This is a genomic window from Streptomyces sp. NPDC028722 (genome assembly GCF_040637655.1).
Taxonomy (GTDB): Bacteria; Actinomycetota; Actinomycetes; order Streptomycetales; family Streptomycetaceae; genus Streptomyces.
In genome coordinates, this window is record NZ_JBEZWU010000009.1 from 215,950 (window position 1) to 231,123 (window position 15,174).

At 72.4% G+C, this 15,174-nt stretch carries 14 protein-coding genes; 9 read left to right on the top strand and 5 right to left on the bottom strand.

The window, feature by feature from the left end:
• Positions 1 to 91: 91 nt before the first annotated feature.
• A complete protein-coding gene (locus AB0F03_RS17265) occupies positions 92 to 1,285 on the bottom strand; it encodes an SAM-dependent methyltransferase (protein ID WP_361992025.1) in 1,194 nt (397 codons plus the stop codon).
• A gap of 90 nt (positions 1,286 to 1,375) precedes the next feature.
• Between AB0F03_RS17265 and AB0F03_RS17270 the strand changes: the two genes are divergently transcribed.
• From AB0F03_RS17270 to groL, 4 genes are all read left to right on the top strand, one after another.
• Positions 1,376 to 2,302, top strand: coding sequence for a polysaccharide deacetylase family protein (locus AB0F03_RS17270; RefSeq protein ID WP_361992028.1), 927 nt, complete (start codon positions 1,376 to 1,378; stop codon positions 2,300 to 2,302).
• Positions 2,299 to 3,108 (top strand): polysaccharide deacetylase family protein, encoded by an 810-nt coding sequence (locus AB0F03_RS17275; RefSeq protein ID WP_361992031.1) that lies wholly within the window; start codon positions 2,299 to 2,301, stop codon positions 3,106 to 3,108. The genes AB0F03_RS17270 and AB0F03_RS17275 overlap by 4 nt, the downstream gene beginning before the upstream one ends.
• Before the next feature lie 244 nt (positions 3,109 to 3,352).
• Complete coding sequence (groES, locus tag AB0F03_RS17280; protein ID WP_066995800.1) at positions 3,353 to 3,661, top strand: co-chaperone GroES; 309 nt, start codon at positions 3,353 to 3,355, stop codon at positions 3,659 to 3,661.
• 120 nt (positions 3,662 to 3,781) lie between these two features.
• Positions 3,782 to 5,404: a chaperonin GroEL gene (groL, locus tag AB0F03_RS17285; protein WP_361992034.1), complete on the top strand. Its 1,623-nt coding sequence runs from the start codon at positions 3,782 to 3,784 to the stop codon at positions 5,402 to 5,404.
• A gap of 162 nt (positions 5,405 to 5,566) precedes the next feature.
• Here the strand turns inward: groL and AB0F03_RS17290 are convergent, their stop codons facing one another.
• Both AB0F03_RS17290 and AB0F03_RS17295 read right to left on the bottom strand, forming a co-directional pair.
• On the bottom strand, positions 5,567 to 6,340 hold the full coding sequence (locus tag AB0F03_RS17290) for an SDR family oxidoreductase (protein WP_361992037.1): 774 nt from the start codon (positions 6,338 to 6,340) through the stop codon (positions 5,567 to 5,569).
• Between the two features lie 50 nt (positions 6,341 to 6,390).
• Positions 6,391 to 7,059, bottom strand: a complete 669-nt coding sequence (locus tag AB0F03_RS17295) for an MOSC domain-containing protein (RefSeq protein WP_361992040.1) — start codon at positions 7,057 to 7,059, stop codon at positions 6,391 to 6,393.
• A gap of 81 nt (positions 7,060 to 7,140) precedes the next feature.
• On the opposite strand from AB0F03_RS17295, the gene AB0F03_RS17300 reads away from it, so the two are divergent.
• On the top strand, positions 7,141 to 8,052 hold the full coding sequence (locus tag AB0F03_RS17300; protein WP_361992042.1) for a LysR family transcriptional regulator: 912 nt from the start codon (positions 7,141 to 7,143) through the stop codon (positions 8,050 to 8,052).
• An 87-nt stretch (positions 8,053 to 8,139) separates the two neighbouring features.
• On the opposite strand, the gene AB0F03_RS17305 is transcribed toward AB0F03_RS17300, so the two are convergent.
• Positions 8,140 to 8,469 carry a WhiB family transcriptional regulator gene (locus AB0F03_RS17305; RefSeq protein ID WP_361992045.1) on the bottom strand — a complete coding sequence of 110 codons (330 nt, stop codon included), beginning with the start codon at positions 8,467 to 8,469 and terminating at the stop codon, positions 8,140 to 8,142.
• A gap of 381 nt (positions 8,470 to 8,850) precedes the next feature.
• On the opposite strand from AB0F03_RS17305, the gene AB0F03_RS17310 reads away from it, so the two are divergent.
• From AB0F03_RS17310 to AB0F03_RS17325, 4 genes are all read left to right on the top strand, one after another.
• Complete coding sequence (locus AB0F03_RS17310; protein ID WP_003948568.1) at positions 8,851 to 9,462, top strand: response regulator transcription factor; 612 nt, start codon at positions 8,851 to 8,853, stop codon at positions 9,460 to 9,462.
• Between the two features lie 857 nt (positions 9,463 to 10,319).
• On the top strand, positions 10,320 to 10,907 hold the full coding sequence (locus AB0F03_RS17315; RefSeq protein ID WP_356818645.1) for a sigma-70 family RNA polymerase sigma factor: 588 nt from the start codon (positions 10,320 to 10,322) through the stop codon (positions 10,905 to 10,907).
• Positions 10,908 to 11,070: 163 nt separating this feature from the next.
• On the top strand, positions 11,071 to 12,579 hold the full coding sequence (guaB, locus tag AB0F03_RS17320; RefSeq protein ID WP_361992048.1) for an IMP dehydrogenase: 1,509 nt from the start codon (positions 11,071 to 11,073) through the stop codon (positions 12,577 to 12,579).
• Positions 12,580 to 12,716: 137 nt separating this feature from the next.
• Entirely contained in the window at positions 12,717 to 13,841 is a 1,125-nt protein-coding gene (locus AB0F03_RS17325) for a GuaB3 family IMP dehydrogenase-related protein (protein WP_361992051.1), read from the top strand.
• An 88-nt stretch (positions 13,842 to 13,929) separates the two neighbouring features.
• Here the strand turns inward: AB0F03_RS17325 and AB0F03_RS17330 are convergent, their stop codons facing one another.
• A complete protein-coding gene (locus AB0F03_RS17330; protein WP_361992054.1) occupies positions 13,930 to 15,138 on the bottom strand; it encodes a nucleotide sugar dehydrogenase in 1,209 nt (402 codons plus the stop codon).
• Positions 15,139 to 15,174: the final 36 nt, after the last annotated feature.

Genomic DNA, 15,174 nt, shown 5'->3' on the forward strand with positions numbered 1-15,174 from the left:
GGGAAGAAGGCGGGCGCGGGCCTTACCGGTACGAGGAGAGCGACCGGCACGCCGTCGCCGTCCCCACGACGCGAGGTACGGGCCCTGCCGCTCAGCAGGGCCCGTACGCTCCGGCGGCGGCCCGGACCGGGGCCCCGACCAGCATCGTCGGCGCTCCCGCCACCCGCGTGAGGAACACGGTGGCCGCGTTCGGCCCCTGGGGTTTCACCTTCCGGCGCAGTTCCTCCGGCTCGACCGCCGAGCCGCGCTTCTTCACGGTCAGCGTGCCGACCCCGCGCTCGCGCAGCAGCGCCTTCAGCTTCTTGACGTTGAACGGGAGCCGGTCGGTGATCTCGTAGGCGGAGGCGTACGGCGTGGGCCGCAGCTCGTCGGCGGTGACGTAGGCGATGGTGGGGTCCACGAGGCCGCCGCCGATCTCCTCGGCCACCTCCGCGACCAGGTGGGCGCGGATCACGGCGCCGTCCGGCTCGTACAGATACCGTCCCACCGGCCGCACCGCGGGATCGGGCAGGCCGCGGCCGGCCAGTGTGCGCGGGCCGGGCAGCAGCGTGGCCCGCACGGCACCCGGCGTCCCGGTGCCGAACCACAGCACCGCCTCCTTGACGTCGCCGCCGTCGGAGACCCACTCGGCCTCGGCGGCGTCGGGCACCGCCTCGTGCGGGATGCCCGGGGCGATCTTCAGCGCGGCGCGCGGTGCCGCGGCGGCGGTATGGACCGCCCAGGACAGCGGCGGCGAGTACGCCTCCGGGTCGAAGATCCGGCCGCGTCCGCCCCGCCGGGCCGGGTCCACGAACACCGCGTCGTACCCGGTGACGCCGACCTCCGTGACGTCCGCCTCCCGCACCTCGATCAGTCCGGCGAGCCCCAGCGCCTCGGCGTTCGCGCGGGTCGCCGCGGCGGTCAGCGGGTCCCGGTCCACGGCCAGCACGCGGATCCCGGCCCGCGCGAACGCGATGGCGTCACCGCCGATCCCGCAGCACAGGTCGGCGACGGAGGTGACGCCGAGGTCCGCGAACCGCCGCGCCCGGTACGCCGCCACGGCGGCCCGTGTCGACTGCTCGACCCCGTTCGGTGTGAAGAACATCCGCCCGGCGTCCTCGGCCCCGAACTTGGCCGCCGCCCGCTGCCGCAGCCGGGCCTGGCCGAGCGCGGCCGACACCAGCTCGGCGGGGTGGTCGCGGCGCAGCCGGGTGGCGACGGCGAGTTCGTCCGCCGGGGCGGTGTCACGCACCTCGTCGAGGAGGGCGCGGCCTTCGGGGGTGAGGAGCAGAGCGAGGTCGTTCACCGGGTCATTGTGGGCCAGTCGGTGGATGGTGCGCGTCCGGCGGCGGTGTCGGCCGGGAGCGGGGGCCGCGGCCTGGGAGGATCCGACACCATGCGAGTAGTAGTACAAAATGACAAAAGTCAGGCATCGGGCGTGCCGGTGGCCGTCCGCTGCGCAGCCCTCGCCCTGGCCGCCGCCGCCCTCCTCACCGGCTGCGCCGGAGGCACCGAACCGGCCGCCGGACAGGGCGGCCCGGCCCGCGCCTCCGACCCGCGGACCCGCCAGGCCGCCGAACGCGCCCGCCAGGCCGCGGAACACGCCCGGCTGGCCGCCGCCGCCCACCGCTGGGGCCTGGCCGGCACCCCGCTCACGCCCCCGGCCCCGCCCGCCAGGAAGCCCGAGATCACCGCCCGGGACGGCTTCGAGGTGGACGGGCAGGAGGAGGAGCGGCTCCCGCCGGTCTTCACGACCGTCCCCACCCGGCAGAAGGTCGTCTTCCTCACCATCGACGACGGCGCGGAGAAGGACCCCGCGTTCCTGCGCATGATGAGCGAGCTGAAGATCCCGTACACGGCCTTCCTGAGCAACTACCTCGTCAAGGAGGACTACGGCTACTTCCGCAGGATGCAGGCGCAGGGCGTGACCCTCAACAACCACACCCTGACCCACCCCTACCTGCCCGGACTGTCCTACGACGAGCAGCGGCACGAGATCTGCGGCATGCAGGACATCATGAAGAAGCAGTTCGGCAAGGCGCCCACCGTCTTCCGGCCGCCGTACGGCAACTACAACGGCGACACCCTGCGCGCCGCCAAGTCCTGCGGGATCAAATACGCGCCCATCTGGGACGAAGAGGTCTTCGTGGACCACTGGGAGTACCGCGAGTGGGACCGCAGCCTGCACCCCGGCGACATCGTCCTCACCCACTTCCGGGGCCGGGACGACTGGGACGGCACGATGCTGGACGACATGCGCCGCTTCCTGGACAAGGTCACGCGCGAGGGCTACGCCGTGGCCCGCCTGGAGGACTACCTGTGACGCCGCGGGGCCCGGCCGCGGTCCTCGCCGCGGCCCTGCTCCTGACGGGCTGCGCCCCGTCCGTCGACCCCATCGAGCGGCTCGGCAAGAAGGCCGCCGAAGGGGTGCGCCCGCACGGCCCGGCCCCCGACCGCGGCTACCGCCGCTGGGGGCTGAGCGAACCGCTCGCCCGCTCCCCGCTGCACACCGCCCGGCCGCTGTCCGCGCACCCGGGGGCACACACCCTGCCCCCGGTGGCCGACCACGTCCCCACCCGCGACCGGGTCGTCTTCCTCACCTACGACGACGGCGCCGAACAGGACCCCCGCTTCGTCGACATGGTCCGCGAACTGCGGCTGCCGGTCAGCGTGTTCCTCACCGACAGCGTCGCCGGCCCCGGCTACGGCCACTTCGCCCGCCTGCGCGCGCTCGGCGCCGGCATCGAGAACCACACCCTCGACCACCGGGCGTCGGCCGGCACGCCGTACGCCTCCCAGCGGGCCGAGATCTGCGGCCAGCAGCACCGGCTCCGCGCCCGCCTCGGCGTCCGCCCGCGCCTCTTCCGCCCGCCGTACGGCTCGTACGACACCACCACCCGGCGCGCGGCGGCGGACTGCGGCATCACCGCGATCGCCCTGTGGCGCGCCGCCCTGACCCCGGCCGGCCTCGTCTACACCCACGGCCCGCGTCGGCTGCGCCCCGGCGACATCGTCCTGGTGGGCCCGGACGAGTCGACCGGCCTGTCCCTGCGCGAACGCACGACGCGGGTGCTGCGCAAGGTGCAGGAGCGCGGGCTGACCGTCGGCCGTCTCGAGGACTATCTGTAGGTCCGGCACCGGCCGCCAGCGGGTCAACGGCAGGCCCCGGCACCCCCCGAATCGGGGCGACGCGCCGCGCGCACTGGCACTCCGCTTGACCGAGTGCTAATCGCGGTCATAGTCTCGGCCCTGGCACTCGGCAGTCGAGAGTGCCAACAAAGCGACGGGCAGATCCGGCACCCGCGACGACGGATCGACCTGGTCGCCACCTCAGACAGTCAACCCCGAGATCTCCGAAGGGGGAGGTCGGATCGTGACGACCACCAGCTCCAAGGTTGCCATCAAGCCGCTCGAGGACCGCATCGTGGTCCAGCCGCTGGACGCCGAGCAGACCACGGCCTCTGGCCTGGTCATCCCGGACACCGCGAAGGAGAAGCCCCAGGAGGGCGCCGTCCTCGCCGTGGGCCCGGGCCGGTTCGAGAACGGCGAGCGTCTGCCGCTCGACGTCAAGGTCGGTGACGTCGTCCTCTACAGCAAGTACGGCGGCACCGAGGTGAAGTACAACGGCGACGAGTACCTCGTGCTCTCGGCTCGCGACGTCCTCGCGATCATCGAGAAGTAATCACCTCAAGCACTTCGCTGCTCTGAGCTGCGCCCCTGGCCCCCGCGAATCGATAAGAAGCCGGGCGCCCGGGGCGCAGTCTCTTTTCACCCACTGATTTCGGAGAGGGCTCCCGCTGTCATGGCGAAGATCCTGAAGTTCGACGAGGACGCCCGTCGCGCCCTTGAGCGCGGCGTCAACAAGCTTGCCGACACGGTGAAGGTGACGATCGGCCCCCGCGGCCGCAACGTCGTCATCGACAAGAAGTTCGGCGCCCCCACCATCACCAATGACGGTGTCACGATCGCCCGCGAGGTCGAGATCGAGGACCCGTTCGAGAACCTCGGTGCCCAGCTGGTGAAGGAGGTGGCGACCAAGACCAACGACATCGCTGGTGACGGCACCACCACCGCCACCGTGCTCGCCCAGGCGCTGGTACGCGAGGGTCTGAAGAACGTCGCCGCCGGTGCCTCCCCGGCCGCCCTGAAGAAGGGCATCGACGCCGCGGTCAAGGCCGTCTCGGACGAGCTGCTCGCCACGGCCCGCCCCATCGACGAGAAGTCCGACATCGCCGCCGTCGCCGGGCTGTCCGCCCAGGACCAGCAGGTCGGCGAGCTGATCGCCGAGGCGATGGACAAGGTCGGCAAGGACGGTGTCATCACCGTCGAGGAGTCCAACACCTTCGGTCTGGAGCTGGACTTCACCGAGGGCATGGCCTTCGACAAGGGCTACCTGTCGCCGTACTTCGTGACGGACCAGGAGCGCATGGAGGCCGTCCTGGAGGACCCGTACGTCCTCATCCACCAGGGCAAGATCGCCGCCATCGCCGACCTGCTGCCGCTGCTGGAGAAGGTCATCCAGGCCGGTGCCTCCAAGCCGCTGCTGATCATCGCCGAGGACGTCGAGGGCGAGGCCCTGTCGACCCTGGTCGTCAACAAGATCCGCGGCACCTTCAACGCCGTCGCGGTGAAGGCCCCCGGCTTCGGCGACCGCCGCAAGGCCATGCTCCAGGACATCGCCACCCTCACCGGCGGCACCGTCATCTCCGAGGAGGTCGGCCTCAAGCTCGACCAGGTCGGCATCGACGTGCTGGGCTCGGCCCGCCGCATCACCGTCACCAAGGACGACACCACGATCGTCGACGGCGCCGGCAAGACCGAGGACGTGCACGGCCGCGTCGCGCAGATCAAGGCCGAGATCGAGAACACCGACTCCGACTGGGACCGCGAGAAGCTCCAGGAGCGCCTCGCGAAGCTGGCCGGCGGCGTGTGCGTGATCAAGGTCGGCGCCGCCACCGAGGTGGAGCTGAAGGAGAAGAAGCACCGCCTGGAGGACGCCATCTCCGCGACCCGCGCCGCGGTCGAGGAGGGCATCGTCTCCGGTGGCGGTTCCGCCCTGGTGCACGCCTCCAAGGTCCTGGCCGGCAACCTGGACAAGACCGGCGACGAGGCCACCGGTGTCGCCGTGGTCCGCAACGCCGTGGTCGAGCCGCTGCGCTGGATCGGCGAGAACGCCGGCCAGGAGGGCTACGTCATCGTCTCCAAGGTCAAGGACCTCGAGGCGGGACAGGGCTACAACGCCGCCACCGGTGAGTACGGCGACCTGATCAAGGCCGGCGTCATCGACCCGGTCAAGGTCACCCGCTCCGCCCTGGAGAACGCCGCCTCCATCGCCTCCCTGCTGCTCACGACCGAGACCCTGGTCGTCGAGAAGAAGGAAGAGGAGCCGGAGGCCGCGGGCCACGGCCACGGTCACGCTCACTGAGCGAGCACGCGCCCGAGTGAAGGCCCGGTTCCCGGCAGGGGACCGGGCCTTCGCCCTGTTCACCGTGTGTACCGCCGCCCGCTGCCCCCGGTCCGCGCGGCCCGGTCGCCCGGACGGGCCAGCGGACCGCCGCGATCACGGGACGGCGGCGTCCCCCGTCCGCTACCGCGGCCCGTACTTGCGCCCGGTCTTCGCGCTGATCCCGCCCAGCAGCCCGCGCGGCGCCACCTTCACCAGCCCCATCAGCGTCTTGTACCGGGGATCGGGGACGGACACCGTCTTGCCGCGCGCGAGGTCGGCCAGGGCCGCCGCGACCAGCTTGTCGGCGTCCAGCCACATCCAGCCCGGGATGTTGTCCGTGCCCATGCCGGCCCGCTCGTGGAACTCGGTGCGCACGAAGCCCGGGCACAGCGCCATCAGCCGGACCCCGCTGCCGGCCAGGTCCTTCGCCGCCCCCTGGGTGAACTGCACGACCCACGCCTTGGACGCGCCGTACGTGCCGCGCGGGACGAAGGCGGCCACGGAGGCGACGTTCACCACCCCGCCGCGGCCCCGCTCGCGCATCGCCGCGGTCGCCGCCGACGTCAGCCGGAGCACCGCCTCGCAGTGCACCTTGAGCATCTTCAGCTCGTCCGCCATGGGCACGTCCAGATAGCGGCCCTTGTTGCCGAAGCCGGCGTTGTTCACCAGCAGGTCGACCGGGTTCTTCCGGTCGGCGAGCCGGTCGGCGACCGCCTCGATGCCCTTGTCCTCGGACAGGTCGGCGGTCAGCACCTCCACCTCGATGCCGTGCCGGTCGTGCAGTTCGGTCGCCTGCTCGCGCAGCCGCCCGGTGTCCCGGGCCACCAGGACCAGGTCGTGCCCGTCAGCCGCGAGCCGCCGCGCGAACGCGGCACCGATTCCCGCGGTCGATCCCGTAATCAGAGCCGTTGTCATGGCCCAAGCGTAGTGACCCGGGTCCCCGGGGTCCGCTGCGGCGACGGCCGTCAACCGCTCCGCGCGGCCAGGTACGCGCGGGCCGCCGCCAGCGTCTCCGGGTGCAGCGCGTCACCCGCGGCCAGCAGCCCCGGCAGCAGGTCCCGGTCGGTGGTGACCGCGCGGAACTGCGCCGCCGCCGTCACCCCGTGGCCCGGCCGGTGCACGATCTCCACGGTGTCCCCCGCCTGGATCTCGCCCGGCTCGATCACCCGGAGGTAGGCACCCGATGCGCCCTTCTGTGTGAACCTCCTGACCCAGCCGCGCTCGCCCAGATGGCCCTGGAACGTACGGCACGGGACACGGCCCGAGGTCACCTCCAGCACCACCGCGGGACCGATCCGCCAGCGCTCGCCGATCAGCGCCCCGGAGACGTCCAGGCCGTCCGTCGTCAGGTTCTCGCCGAAACAGCCGTTGGGCAGCGGCCGGCCGAGTTCGCGCTCCCACGCGTCGAGGTCCTCGCGGGCGAACGCGTACACCGCCTGGTCGTTCCCGCCGTGGAAGCGCCGTTCGCACACCGCGTCCCCGGCGAGTCCGCTCCCGCCGGTCCCCTTGGGCCCGGGCGCGGCCACCCGCACCGGCCCGTCGGCCGGCCGCTTGTCGATACCGGTCAGCCCGTTCGGCTGACCCGTGTAGGGCACGCGCCGGGGGCAGCCCACATTCACCGAGAGCACCTTCATTCCCCGCACGGTACGGGACCTCAGCCCAAAGCGCCGACGCGCGATCGGACGTCCCATCCAAGGTTGCCTTATGCTCCAGGAGTGATCGAGGCCCGTCATCTCCGCGTACTGCGCGCCGTCGCCACCACCGGCTCCTTCTCCGCGGCGGGGCGCCAGCTGGGCTGCACCCAGCCGGCCGTCAGCCAGCAGATGAAGGCCCTGGAAACCTCCGTCGGCACCCCGCTGCTCGTCCGCGCGGGCCGCGAGATGCGCCTCACCCAGGCGGGCGAGGCCCTGGTGCGGCACGCCTCCGGCATCCTCGCCGGGCTCACCGCGGCCGAGGAGGAGGTCGCCGCCATCGCCGGTCTGCGCGCGGGCCGGGTCCGGCTGGTCTCCTTCCCCAGCGGCAGCTCCACACTGGTCCCCACCGCCCTGGCCGCCCTGCGCGCCGCCCATCCCGGCACCCGCGTCTCCCTGGAGGAGGCGGAACCCCCGAAATCCGTCGAACTGCTGCGCGAGGGCGACTGCGACCTGGCCCTGGCCTTCCGCTACGAGGGCGCGGCGGTCGCGGAGGACTGGGACGACCTCGTCGTACGGCCCCTGCTGACGGACCGCCTGGTCGCCCTGGTGCCCGAGCGGCACCGGCTCGCGCGCGCGGAGGACGTCGCGATCGGAGAGCTGGCCGCCGAACCGTGGATCGCGGGCTGCCCGCGCTGCCGGGGCCAGCTGGTCGAGGTGTGCGAGAAGGCGGGCTTCACTCCGCGCATCGACTTCGCCACCGACGACTATCCGGCGGTGGTCGGCCTGGTCGGCGCGGGTCTGGGGGTCGCCGTGCTGCCGCAGCTGGCGGTGGAGTCGGTACGGCCGAGGGGTGCGCGGACGGTACGGCTGGAACCGGCGGTACGGCGGGAGATCGTCGCCCTCACCCTGCCCGACCTGGCACAGGTGCCGGCCGTGGCGGCGACGCTGGAACAACTGGCCCGCACGGCGCAGGCGGCGGCCGCACGCAGCTAGCGCGGCCGGTCACGTGCACGCGCGCGCTGTCCGCTGAGGGGTGGGTCGCCGCGATCCTTACAGAAACGTTCCTTCAGTGCTCGGTGCTCAGTGCTCGGGGGCGGTGTCGCCGTGGGTGGTCGACGCCGACACCAGGCGGTTGCGGGCCCGCCCCATCAACTCTTCGCGCTCGTCCTCGGTCAGGCCGCCCCAGACGCCGTACGGCTCGCGCACCGCCAGTGCGTGCGCGGCGCACTGGGCACGGACCGGGCATCTCATGCAGACCTCCTTGGCCGAGTTCTCGCGAGCACTCCGAGCCGCCCCGCGCTCGCCCTCGGGGTGGAAGAAGAGCGAGCTGTCCACGCCGCGACAGGCAGCCAGCAGCTGCCAGTCCCATAGGTCCGCGTTCGGTCCGGGAAGGCGGGAGAAATCTGCCATTACGTGACCCCTTGTAGCCGTTCTGGGCGGAAGCGGTGCCGACGACCGTACGTCTCCGGTCTAAGGAGATGAAAATATGACTCATTGCGAATCTAGTACCGGACACTGCGAAACGGGAAGAAAAGGGGCTGAATGGGTCATAGGTTGTGATGAAAACTTGAGAGTCCGACGGGCATGTCTGCACCGTGTCGATGCCCTCACATAGAGTGCCGAAGACGGCACGCGGCCCCGTAACTCTTTCGAGTGACCGTCGTTGAGAGTGCGGAGGCGGTTGAAAAAACAAGCGCTCGGGCAGGCGTCCGAGACGGTCGACCGCACAGGTGACGATTCCGTACCAGCCTGGAGGCTCAAGGTGACGCGCATCAGCTGCGGAGGGCGGTCATGACATCCGTCCTCGTCTGCGACGACTCCCCGCTTGCCCGAGAGGCGCTCCGCCGCGCGGTCGCGACCGTGCCCGGTGTCGAGCGCGTGACGACGGCGGCCAACGGCGAGGAAGTCCTCCGCCGCTGGGGCGCCGACCGCTCCGATCTCATCCTCATGGATGTGCGCATGCCCGGCCTGGGCGGCGTAGAGACCGTGCGCCGGCTGCTGTCCGCCGACCCGGGCGCGCGCATCATCATGCTCACCGTCGCCGAGGACCTCGACGGTGTGGCCCTGGCGGTCGCCGCGGGCGCGCGGGGCTACCTGCACAAGGACGCGTCCCGCGCGGAACTGCGGGCCACGGTCACCCAGGCCCTCGCCGACCCCACCTGGCGACTCGCCCCGCGCCGCCTGCGCTCGGCCGAGATGGGCGCCGCGCCCACCCTCACCGCGCGCGAGATCCAGGTGCTGGAGGGCATGAGCCACGGCCGGTCCAACGCCGAGATCGGCCGCGAGCTGTTCCTCTCCGAGGACACCGTGAAGACGCACGCCCGGCGCCTGTTCAAGAAGCTCGGCGCCTCCGACCGGGCCCACGCGGTGGCCCTCGGCTTCCGCTGGGGACTGGTCCGGTAGCGGGTGAGCGGCCCCGCGGGGCACCTCCTGCCGGGTCCCGCCCGGCAGCGCCCCGCCCCCGCCCCGCTCTCCGTTCCCCTTCCGGCTCCCTCGCCGCCGACCGGCCGACCCGACGGCGGAGGGGCCCCCGGGGAAGCGGAACCGGTGCCGCCCGGGTGCCGGACCGGTGCCGTCAGGTCGCCGGGCGTGCGGTGGAACGCCGGAGGCTGCGTCCGGCCGCCGCGCGTCGCTCCGGGCCGCCGTGAGTTCCTTCGCGGTGTTCCTTCGCGGTGCGGTGGGGGACGGGGGCGCCGTGCGGCGTCGGCGGGCCCGGCGCACACCGTGGTCCCCGGTCACCCGGATGCCGGGTCGGCGCGGCCGCTCCGGGCACCCGCGCCGCGCGGTCCGTACGGCGGGAACGCTTCCCGCGCCCACCGCGGGACCGCGTGCCGATCCCGTCCCGGGTGGGCGCCCGGTGTCCGGGCCCGTATGGTTTCCCGAGGTAAGGGCGGTCGGTGCGGTCGCTTCCGGCGTCCGGCCGGGGCACGCCCCGCGGCGCCCGTGGCCGTACCGGACGCGTGGGCGGCAACCGTCCGCGGCGCGCGCCGTGGGGCCGCGCGCTCCGGGCGTGCGCGCCCCGGAACACCAACCCGCCCCACCTCCCGACAGGCGAGGTGCAAGGCGGCCCGCCGGACGCGCGCTGCCCGTTTCGGCGCGGATGCCGCATCCTTGAGGGTGTGGAGTCTCTCGGGGACGAGTCGGTCGAGCGGAAGGGGAGGGCGCAGGGAATGAGTGCCGGCGCACCTGCTCATAACGCTTCGGTGCACAACCACGGACACGATGCGACGGACCGGACGGCCGCAAGGCACCATGGACCGATGCGCGACGACGAGGCGGGCACGGCCCACGGGGGGATCGGCGCGCTCGTGCACCGGGCCGTCGACGGCGACGCGCAGGCCACGCACGATCTCCTCGCCCATGTGCACCCGCTGGCGCTGCGCTACTGCCGCACCCGGCTGTCCCGGCTCCCCGGCGACGCGCGCCACTTCGTGGAGGACCTCGCCCAGGAGGTCTGCGTCGCCGTGCTCCTCGCCCTGCCCCGCTACCGCGACACCGGCCGCCCCTTCGAGGCGTTCGTCTTCGCCATCGCCTCCCACAAGGTCGCCGACCTCCAGCGGGCGGCCATGCGCCATCCCGGGTCGACCGCGGTGCCGTCCGACGAGATGCCCGAGCGGCCCGACGACTCCCTCGGCCCCGAGGAGCGCGCCCTGCTCAGCAGCGACGCCGAGTGGGCCAAGAAACTGCTGGCCAACCTCCCCGAGAACCAGCGCGAACTGCTGCTGCTGCGCATCGCCGTGGGCTTGACCGCGGAGGAGACGGGGCAGATGTTGGGAATGTCACCCGGTGCGGTCCGTGTGGCCCAGCACCGGGCCCTGAGCCGCCTGCGGGCGCTCGCCGAACAGTAATCCCCCCTGTGCGGGGCCCCCGTGGCCCGCCGCTGAACGGGCGCGCCGCCGATTCCGTACGAACGTACGAAGCCTGAAGCGACCCCGTACCGTGGAATTTGCTGACGATGCTTCCCGTTAGCATGGACATCCGCACCGAGCAAGGCCATTTGGGGAGGGTGTCATGACTGCCAACATCGACGGAGTGCCCGGAAAATTCGCGACACTCGGGCTGACCTACGACGACGTGCTGCTGCTGCCGGGCTCGTCGGACATGGCACCCGACGAGATCGACACCGCCTCGTACGTCTCCAAGAACGTGCGGGTCAACATCCCGCTGCTGTCCGCCGCCATGGACAAGGTGACCGAGGCCCGCATGGCGATCGCGATGGCCCGCCAGGGCGGCGTCGGTGTCCTGCACCGCAACCTCTCCATCGAGGACCAGGCCAACCAGGTCGACCTGGTGAAGCGCTCCGAGTCCGGCATGGTCACCGACCCGATCACCATCCACCCGGAGGCGACCCTCGCCGAGGCGGACGCGCTGTGCGCGAAGTTCCGCATCAGCGGTGTGCCGGTGACCGGCGGGGACAAGAAGCTCCTCGGCATCGTCACCAACCGCGACATGGCGTTCGAGAGCGACCGCAGCCGCCGCGTGCACGAGGTCATGACCCCGATGCCGCTGGTCACCGGCAAGGTCGGCATCTCCGGCCCCGAGGCCATGGAGCTGCTGCGCAAGCACAAGATCGAGAAGCTGCCGCTGGTCGACGACGAGGGCGTCCTCAAGGGCCTGATCACGGTCAAGGACTTCGTCAAGGCGGAGAAGTACCCGAACGCCGCCAAGGACGGCGAGGGCCGTCTGCTCGTCGGTGCGGCGGTCGGCGTGGCCGGTGACGCCTACGAGCGCGCCCAGGCCCTGGTCGAGGCGGGTGCCGACTTCATCGTCGTGGACACCGCGCACGGTCACTCCCGGCTGGTCGGCGACATGATCGCCAAGATCAAGTCCAACGCCGCCGGTGTCGACGTGATCGGCGGCAACGTCGCCACGCGCGACGGCGCGCAGGCCCTGGTCGACGCGGGCGCCGACGGCATCAAGGTCGGCGTCGGCCCCGGCTCCATCTGTACGACCCGCGTGGTCGCCGGCGTCGGCGTCCCGCAGGTCACCGCCATCTACGAGGCCGCGCTGGCCGCCAAGGACGCCGGTGTCCCGGTGATCGGCGACGGCGGCCTCCAGTACTCCGGCGACATCGCCAAGGCCCTGGTCGCGGGCGCCGACACGGTCATGCTCGGCTCGCTCCTCGCGGGCTGCGAGGAGTCCCCGGGCGAGCTGCTGTTCATCAACGGCAAGCAGTTCAAGTCGTACCGCGGCATGGGCTCGCTCGGTGCCATGCAGACCCGTGGCGAGCGCAGGTCGTTCTCCAAGGATCGCTACTTCCAGGAGGGCGTCGCCTCCGACGAGCAGCTGATCCCCGAGGGCATCGAGGGCCAGGTGCCCTACCGCGGCCCGCTGTCCTCCGTCGTCCACCAGCTGGTCGGTGGTCTGCGCCAGTCGATGTTCTACGTCGGCGGCCGGACCGTGCCCGAGCTCCAGGCGGGCGGCCGGTTCGTGCGGATCACCTCGGCGGGTCTGAAGGAGAGCCACCCGCACGACATCCAGATGACGGTCGAGGCGCCGAACTACAGCAGCAAGAGGTAGCTCTCCGGCAGTACGCACGCGCCTCCACGCGCGCGTGCCGACCGTCGACGGCGGCCCCGCGGCACGCGGGGCCGCCGTTGCCGTGCCCGTCGGCGATACTGGAAGACGCTGAAACGCATCAGGGAAAGGCCCAAGACGTGACTGAGATCGAGATCGGGCGCGGCAAGCGCGGCCGCCGGGCGTACGCCTTCGACGACATCGCCGTCGTCCCCAGCCGCCGTACGCGGGACCCGAAGGAGGTCTCGATCGCCTGGCAGATCGACGCCTACCGCTTCGAGCTGCCGTTCCTGGCCGCCCCGATGGACTCCGTGGTCTCCCCGGCCACCGCGATCCGCATCGGTGAGCTGGGCGGCCTCGGCGTGCTGAACCTCGAGGGTCTGTGGACCCGGTACGAGGACCCGCAGCCGCTGCTGGACGAGATCGCCGAGCTGGACGCCGAGACGGCCACCCGCCGTCTCCAGGAGGTCTACTCCGCCCCCATCAAGGAGGAGCTGATCGGCGCCCGCATCAAGGAGGTGCGCGACTCCGGTGTGGTCACCGCCGCCGCGCTCTCCCCGCAGCGCACCGCCCAGTTCTCCAAGGCGGTCGTGGACGCGGGCGTGGACATCTTCGTCATCCGCGGTACGACGGTGTCGGCGGAGCACGTGTCGTCCTCGCACGAGCCGCTGAACCTAAAGCAGTTCATCTACGAGCTGGACGTGCCGGTCATCGTCGGCGGCTGCGCCACGTACACCGCCGCGCTGCACCTGATGCGCACCGGCGCGGCCGGTGTACTGGTCGGCTTCGGCGGCGGCGCCGCGCACACCACGCGCAACGTCCTCGGCATCCAGGTCCCGATGGCCACCGCCGTCGCCGACGTGGCCGCGGCCCGCCGTGACTACATGGACGAGTCCGGCGGCCGGTACGTGCACGTGATCGCGGACGGCGGTGTCGGCTGGTCCGGCGACCTGCCCAAGGCGATCGCCTGCGGCGCCGACGCGGTGATGATGGGCTCCCCGCTGGCCCGGGGCACCGACGCGCCCGGCAAGGGTCACCACTGGGGCATGGAGGCCGTCAACGAGGAGCTGCCCCGCGGCAAGAAGGTCGACCTCGGCACGGTCGGCACGATCGAGGAGGTCCTCACCGGCCCGTCCCGGATCCCCGACGGCTCGATGAACTTCTTCGGCGCCCTGCGCCGCGCCATGGCCACCACCGGCTACAGCGAGCTGAAGGAGTTCCAGCGGGTCGAGGTCACGGTGGCGGACTCCCAGCACCGCCGCTAGTTCCCACGACGTTCCAGGGGCCGGTCACCCGATGGGGGGACCGGCCCCTCGCGTACGCCCGGACCGGCTCGGGTGCCGGTCGCCGGGTTCACAGCCGGTGCGCCGCACCCGTGGGCGTCGCGCCCCGCGTGTCCAGCAGCAGCTGCGCCTTCACCGACAGGCCCTGGAGGTCGTAGGTGCGGTGCTGCTGGAGCAGGATCGTGAGGTCGGCGTCGGCGGCGGCCTCGTAGAAGGAGTCCACCCGCGGGACCGGGCGGTCCAGGACGCTCCACGCGGGCACGTACGGGTCGTGGTAGCTGACGGCCGCGCCCAGCTCCATCAGCCGTACGGCGATCTCCTGGGCCGGTGTGCCCTGCTGGTCGGCGAGGTCGGGCTTGTAGGTGACGCCGAGGAGCAGGACGCGGGCGCCGCGCGCCGACTTGCCGTGCTCGTTGAGGAGGGTGGCGGCGCGCCGGACGACGTACCGGGGCATCCGGTTGTTGACCTGCTGGGCCAGTTCGACCATGCGCAGGGTGCGGGTCGCGTGGCCGGTCAGGTCCTGGGGGACGCCGTGCCCGCCGACGCCCGGACCGGGCCGGAACGCCTGGAAGCCGAAGGGCTTGGTCTCCGCGCAGCGGATGACGTCCCACAGGTCCACGCCCAGCTCGTGGCAGAGGACGGCCATCTCGTTGACGAGCGCGATGTTGACGTGCCGGTAGTTGGTCTCCAGCAGCTGCACGGTCTCCGCCTCGCGCAGCCCACGGGCGCGGACGACCTTGTCGGTGAGCCGGCCGTAGAACGCGGCGGCCGACTCGGTGCAGGCGGGGGTGAGGCCGCCGATGACCTTCGGCGTGCCGGCGGGGGTGTGGTCGCGGCTGCCGGGGTCGACCCGGCTGGGGGAGTAGGCGAGGTGGAAGTCGCGGCCGGCGCGCAGGCCCGAGCCCTTCTCCAGCAGCGGGCGCAGGAACTCTTCCGTGGTGCCCGGCAGCACGGGTGACTCCAGGATGACCGTGGTGTGCGGGCGGAGCCGCTCGGCCAGGGTGCGGGCCGCCCCCTCGACCTGGCCGAGGTCGAGCCCCCCGTCGGCGCCGCGCGGGGTGGGCGCGCAGATCACCGCGGTGCGCACCCGGCCGAGCTGGGCCGGGTCGGTGCCGGGCCGGAAGCCCGAGGCGTGCATCCGGCGCAGCTCGGCCGGGCTGAGCGAGCCGGCCTCGGGGCCGGTGGCGTAGCCGATGGTGGCGATGCCGGCGGCGACAGCGGCCTGGGCGAGCGGCAAACCGTAGGGGCCGAGTCCGATGACGGCGAGGTCTGCGGGCATGGCGTTGGCCGTCCTTCCCAGTAGCCGAAGCGGAAC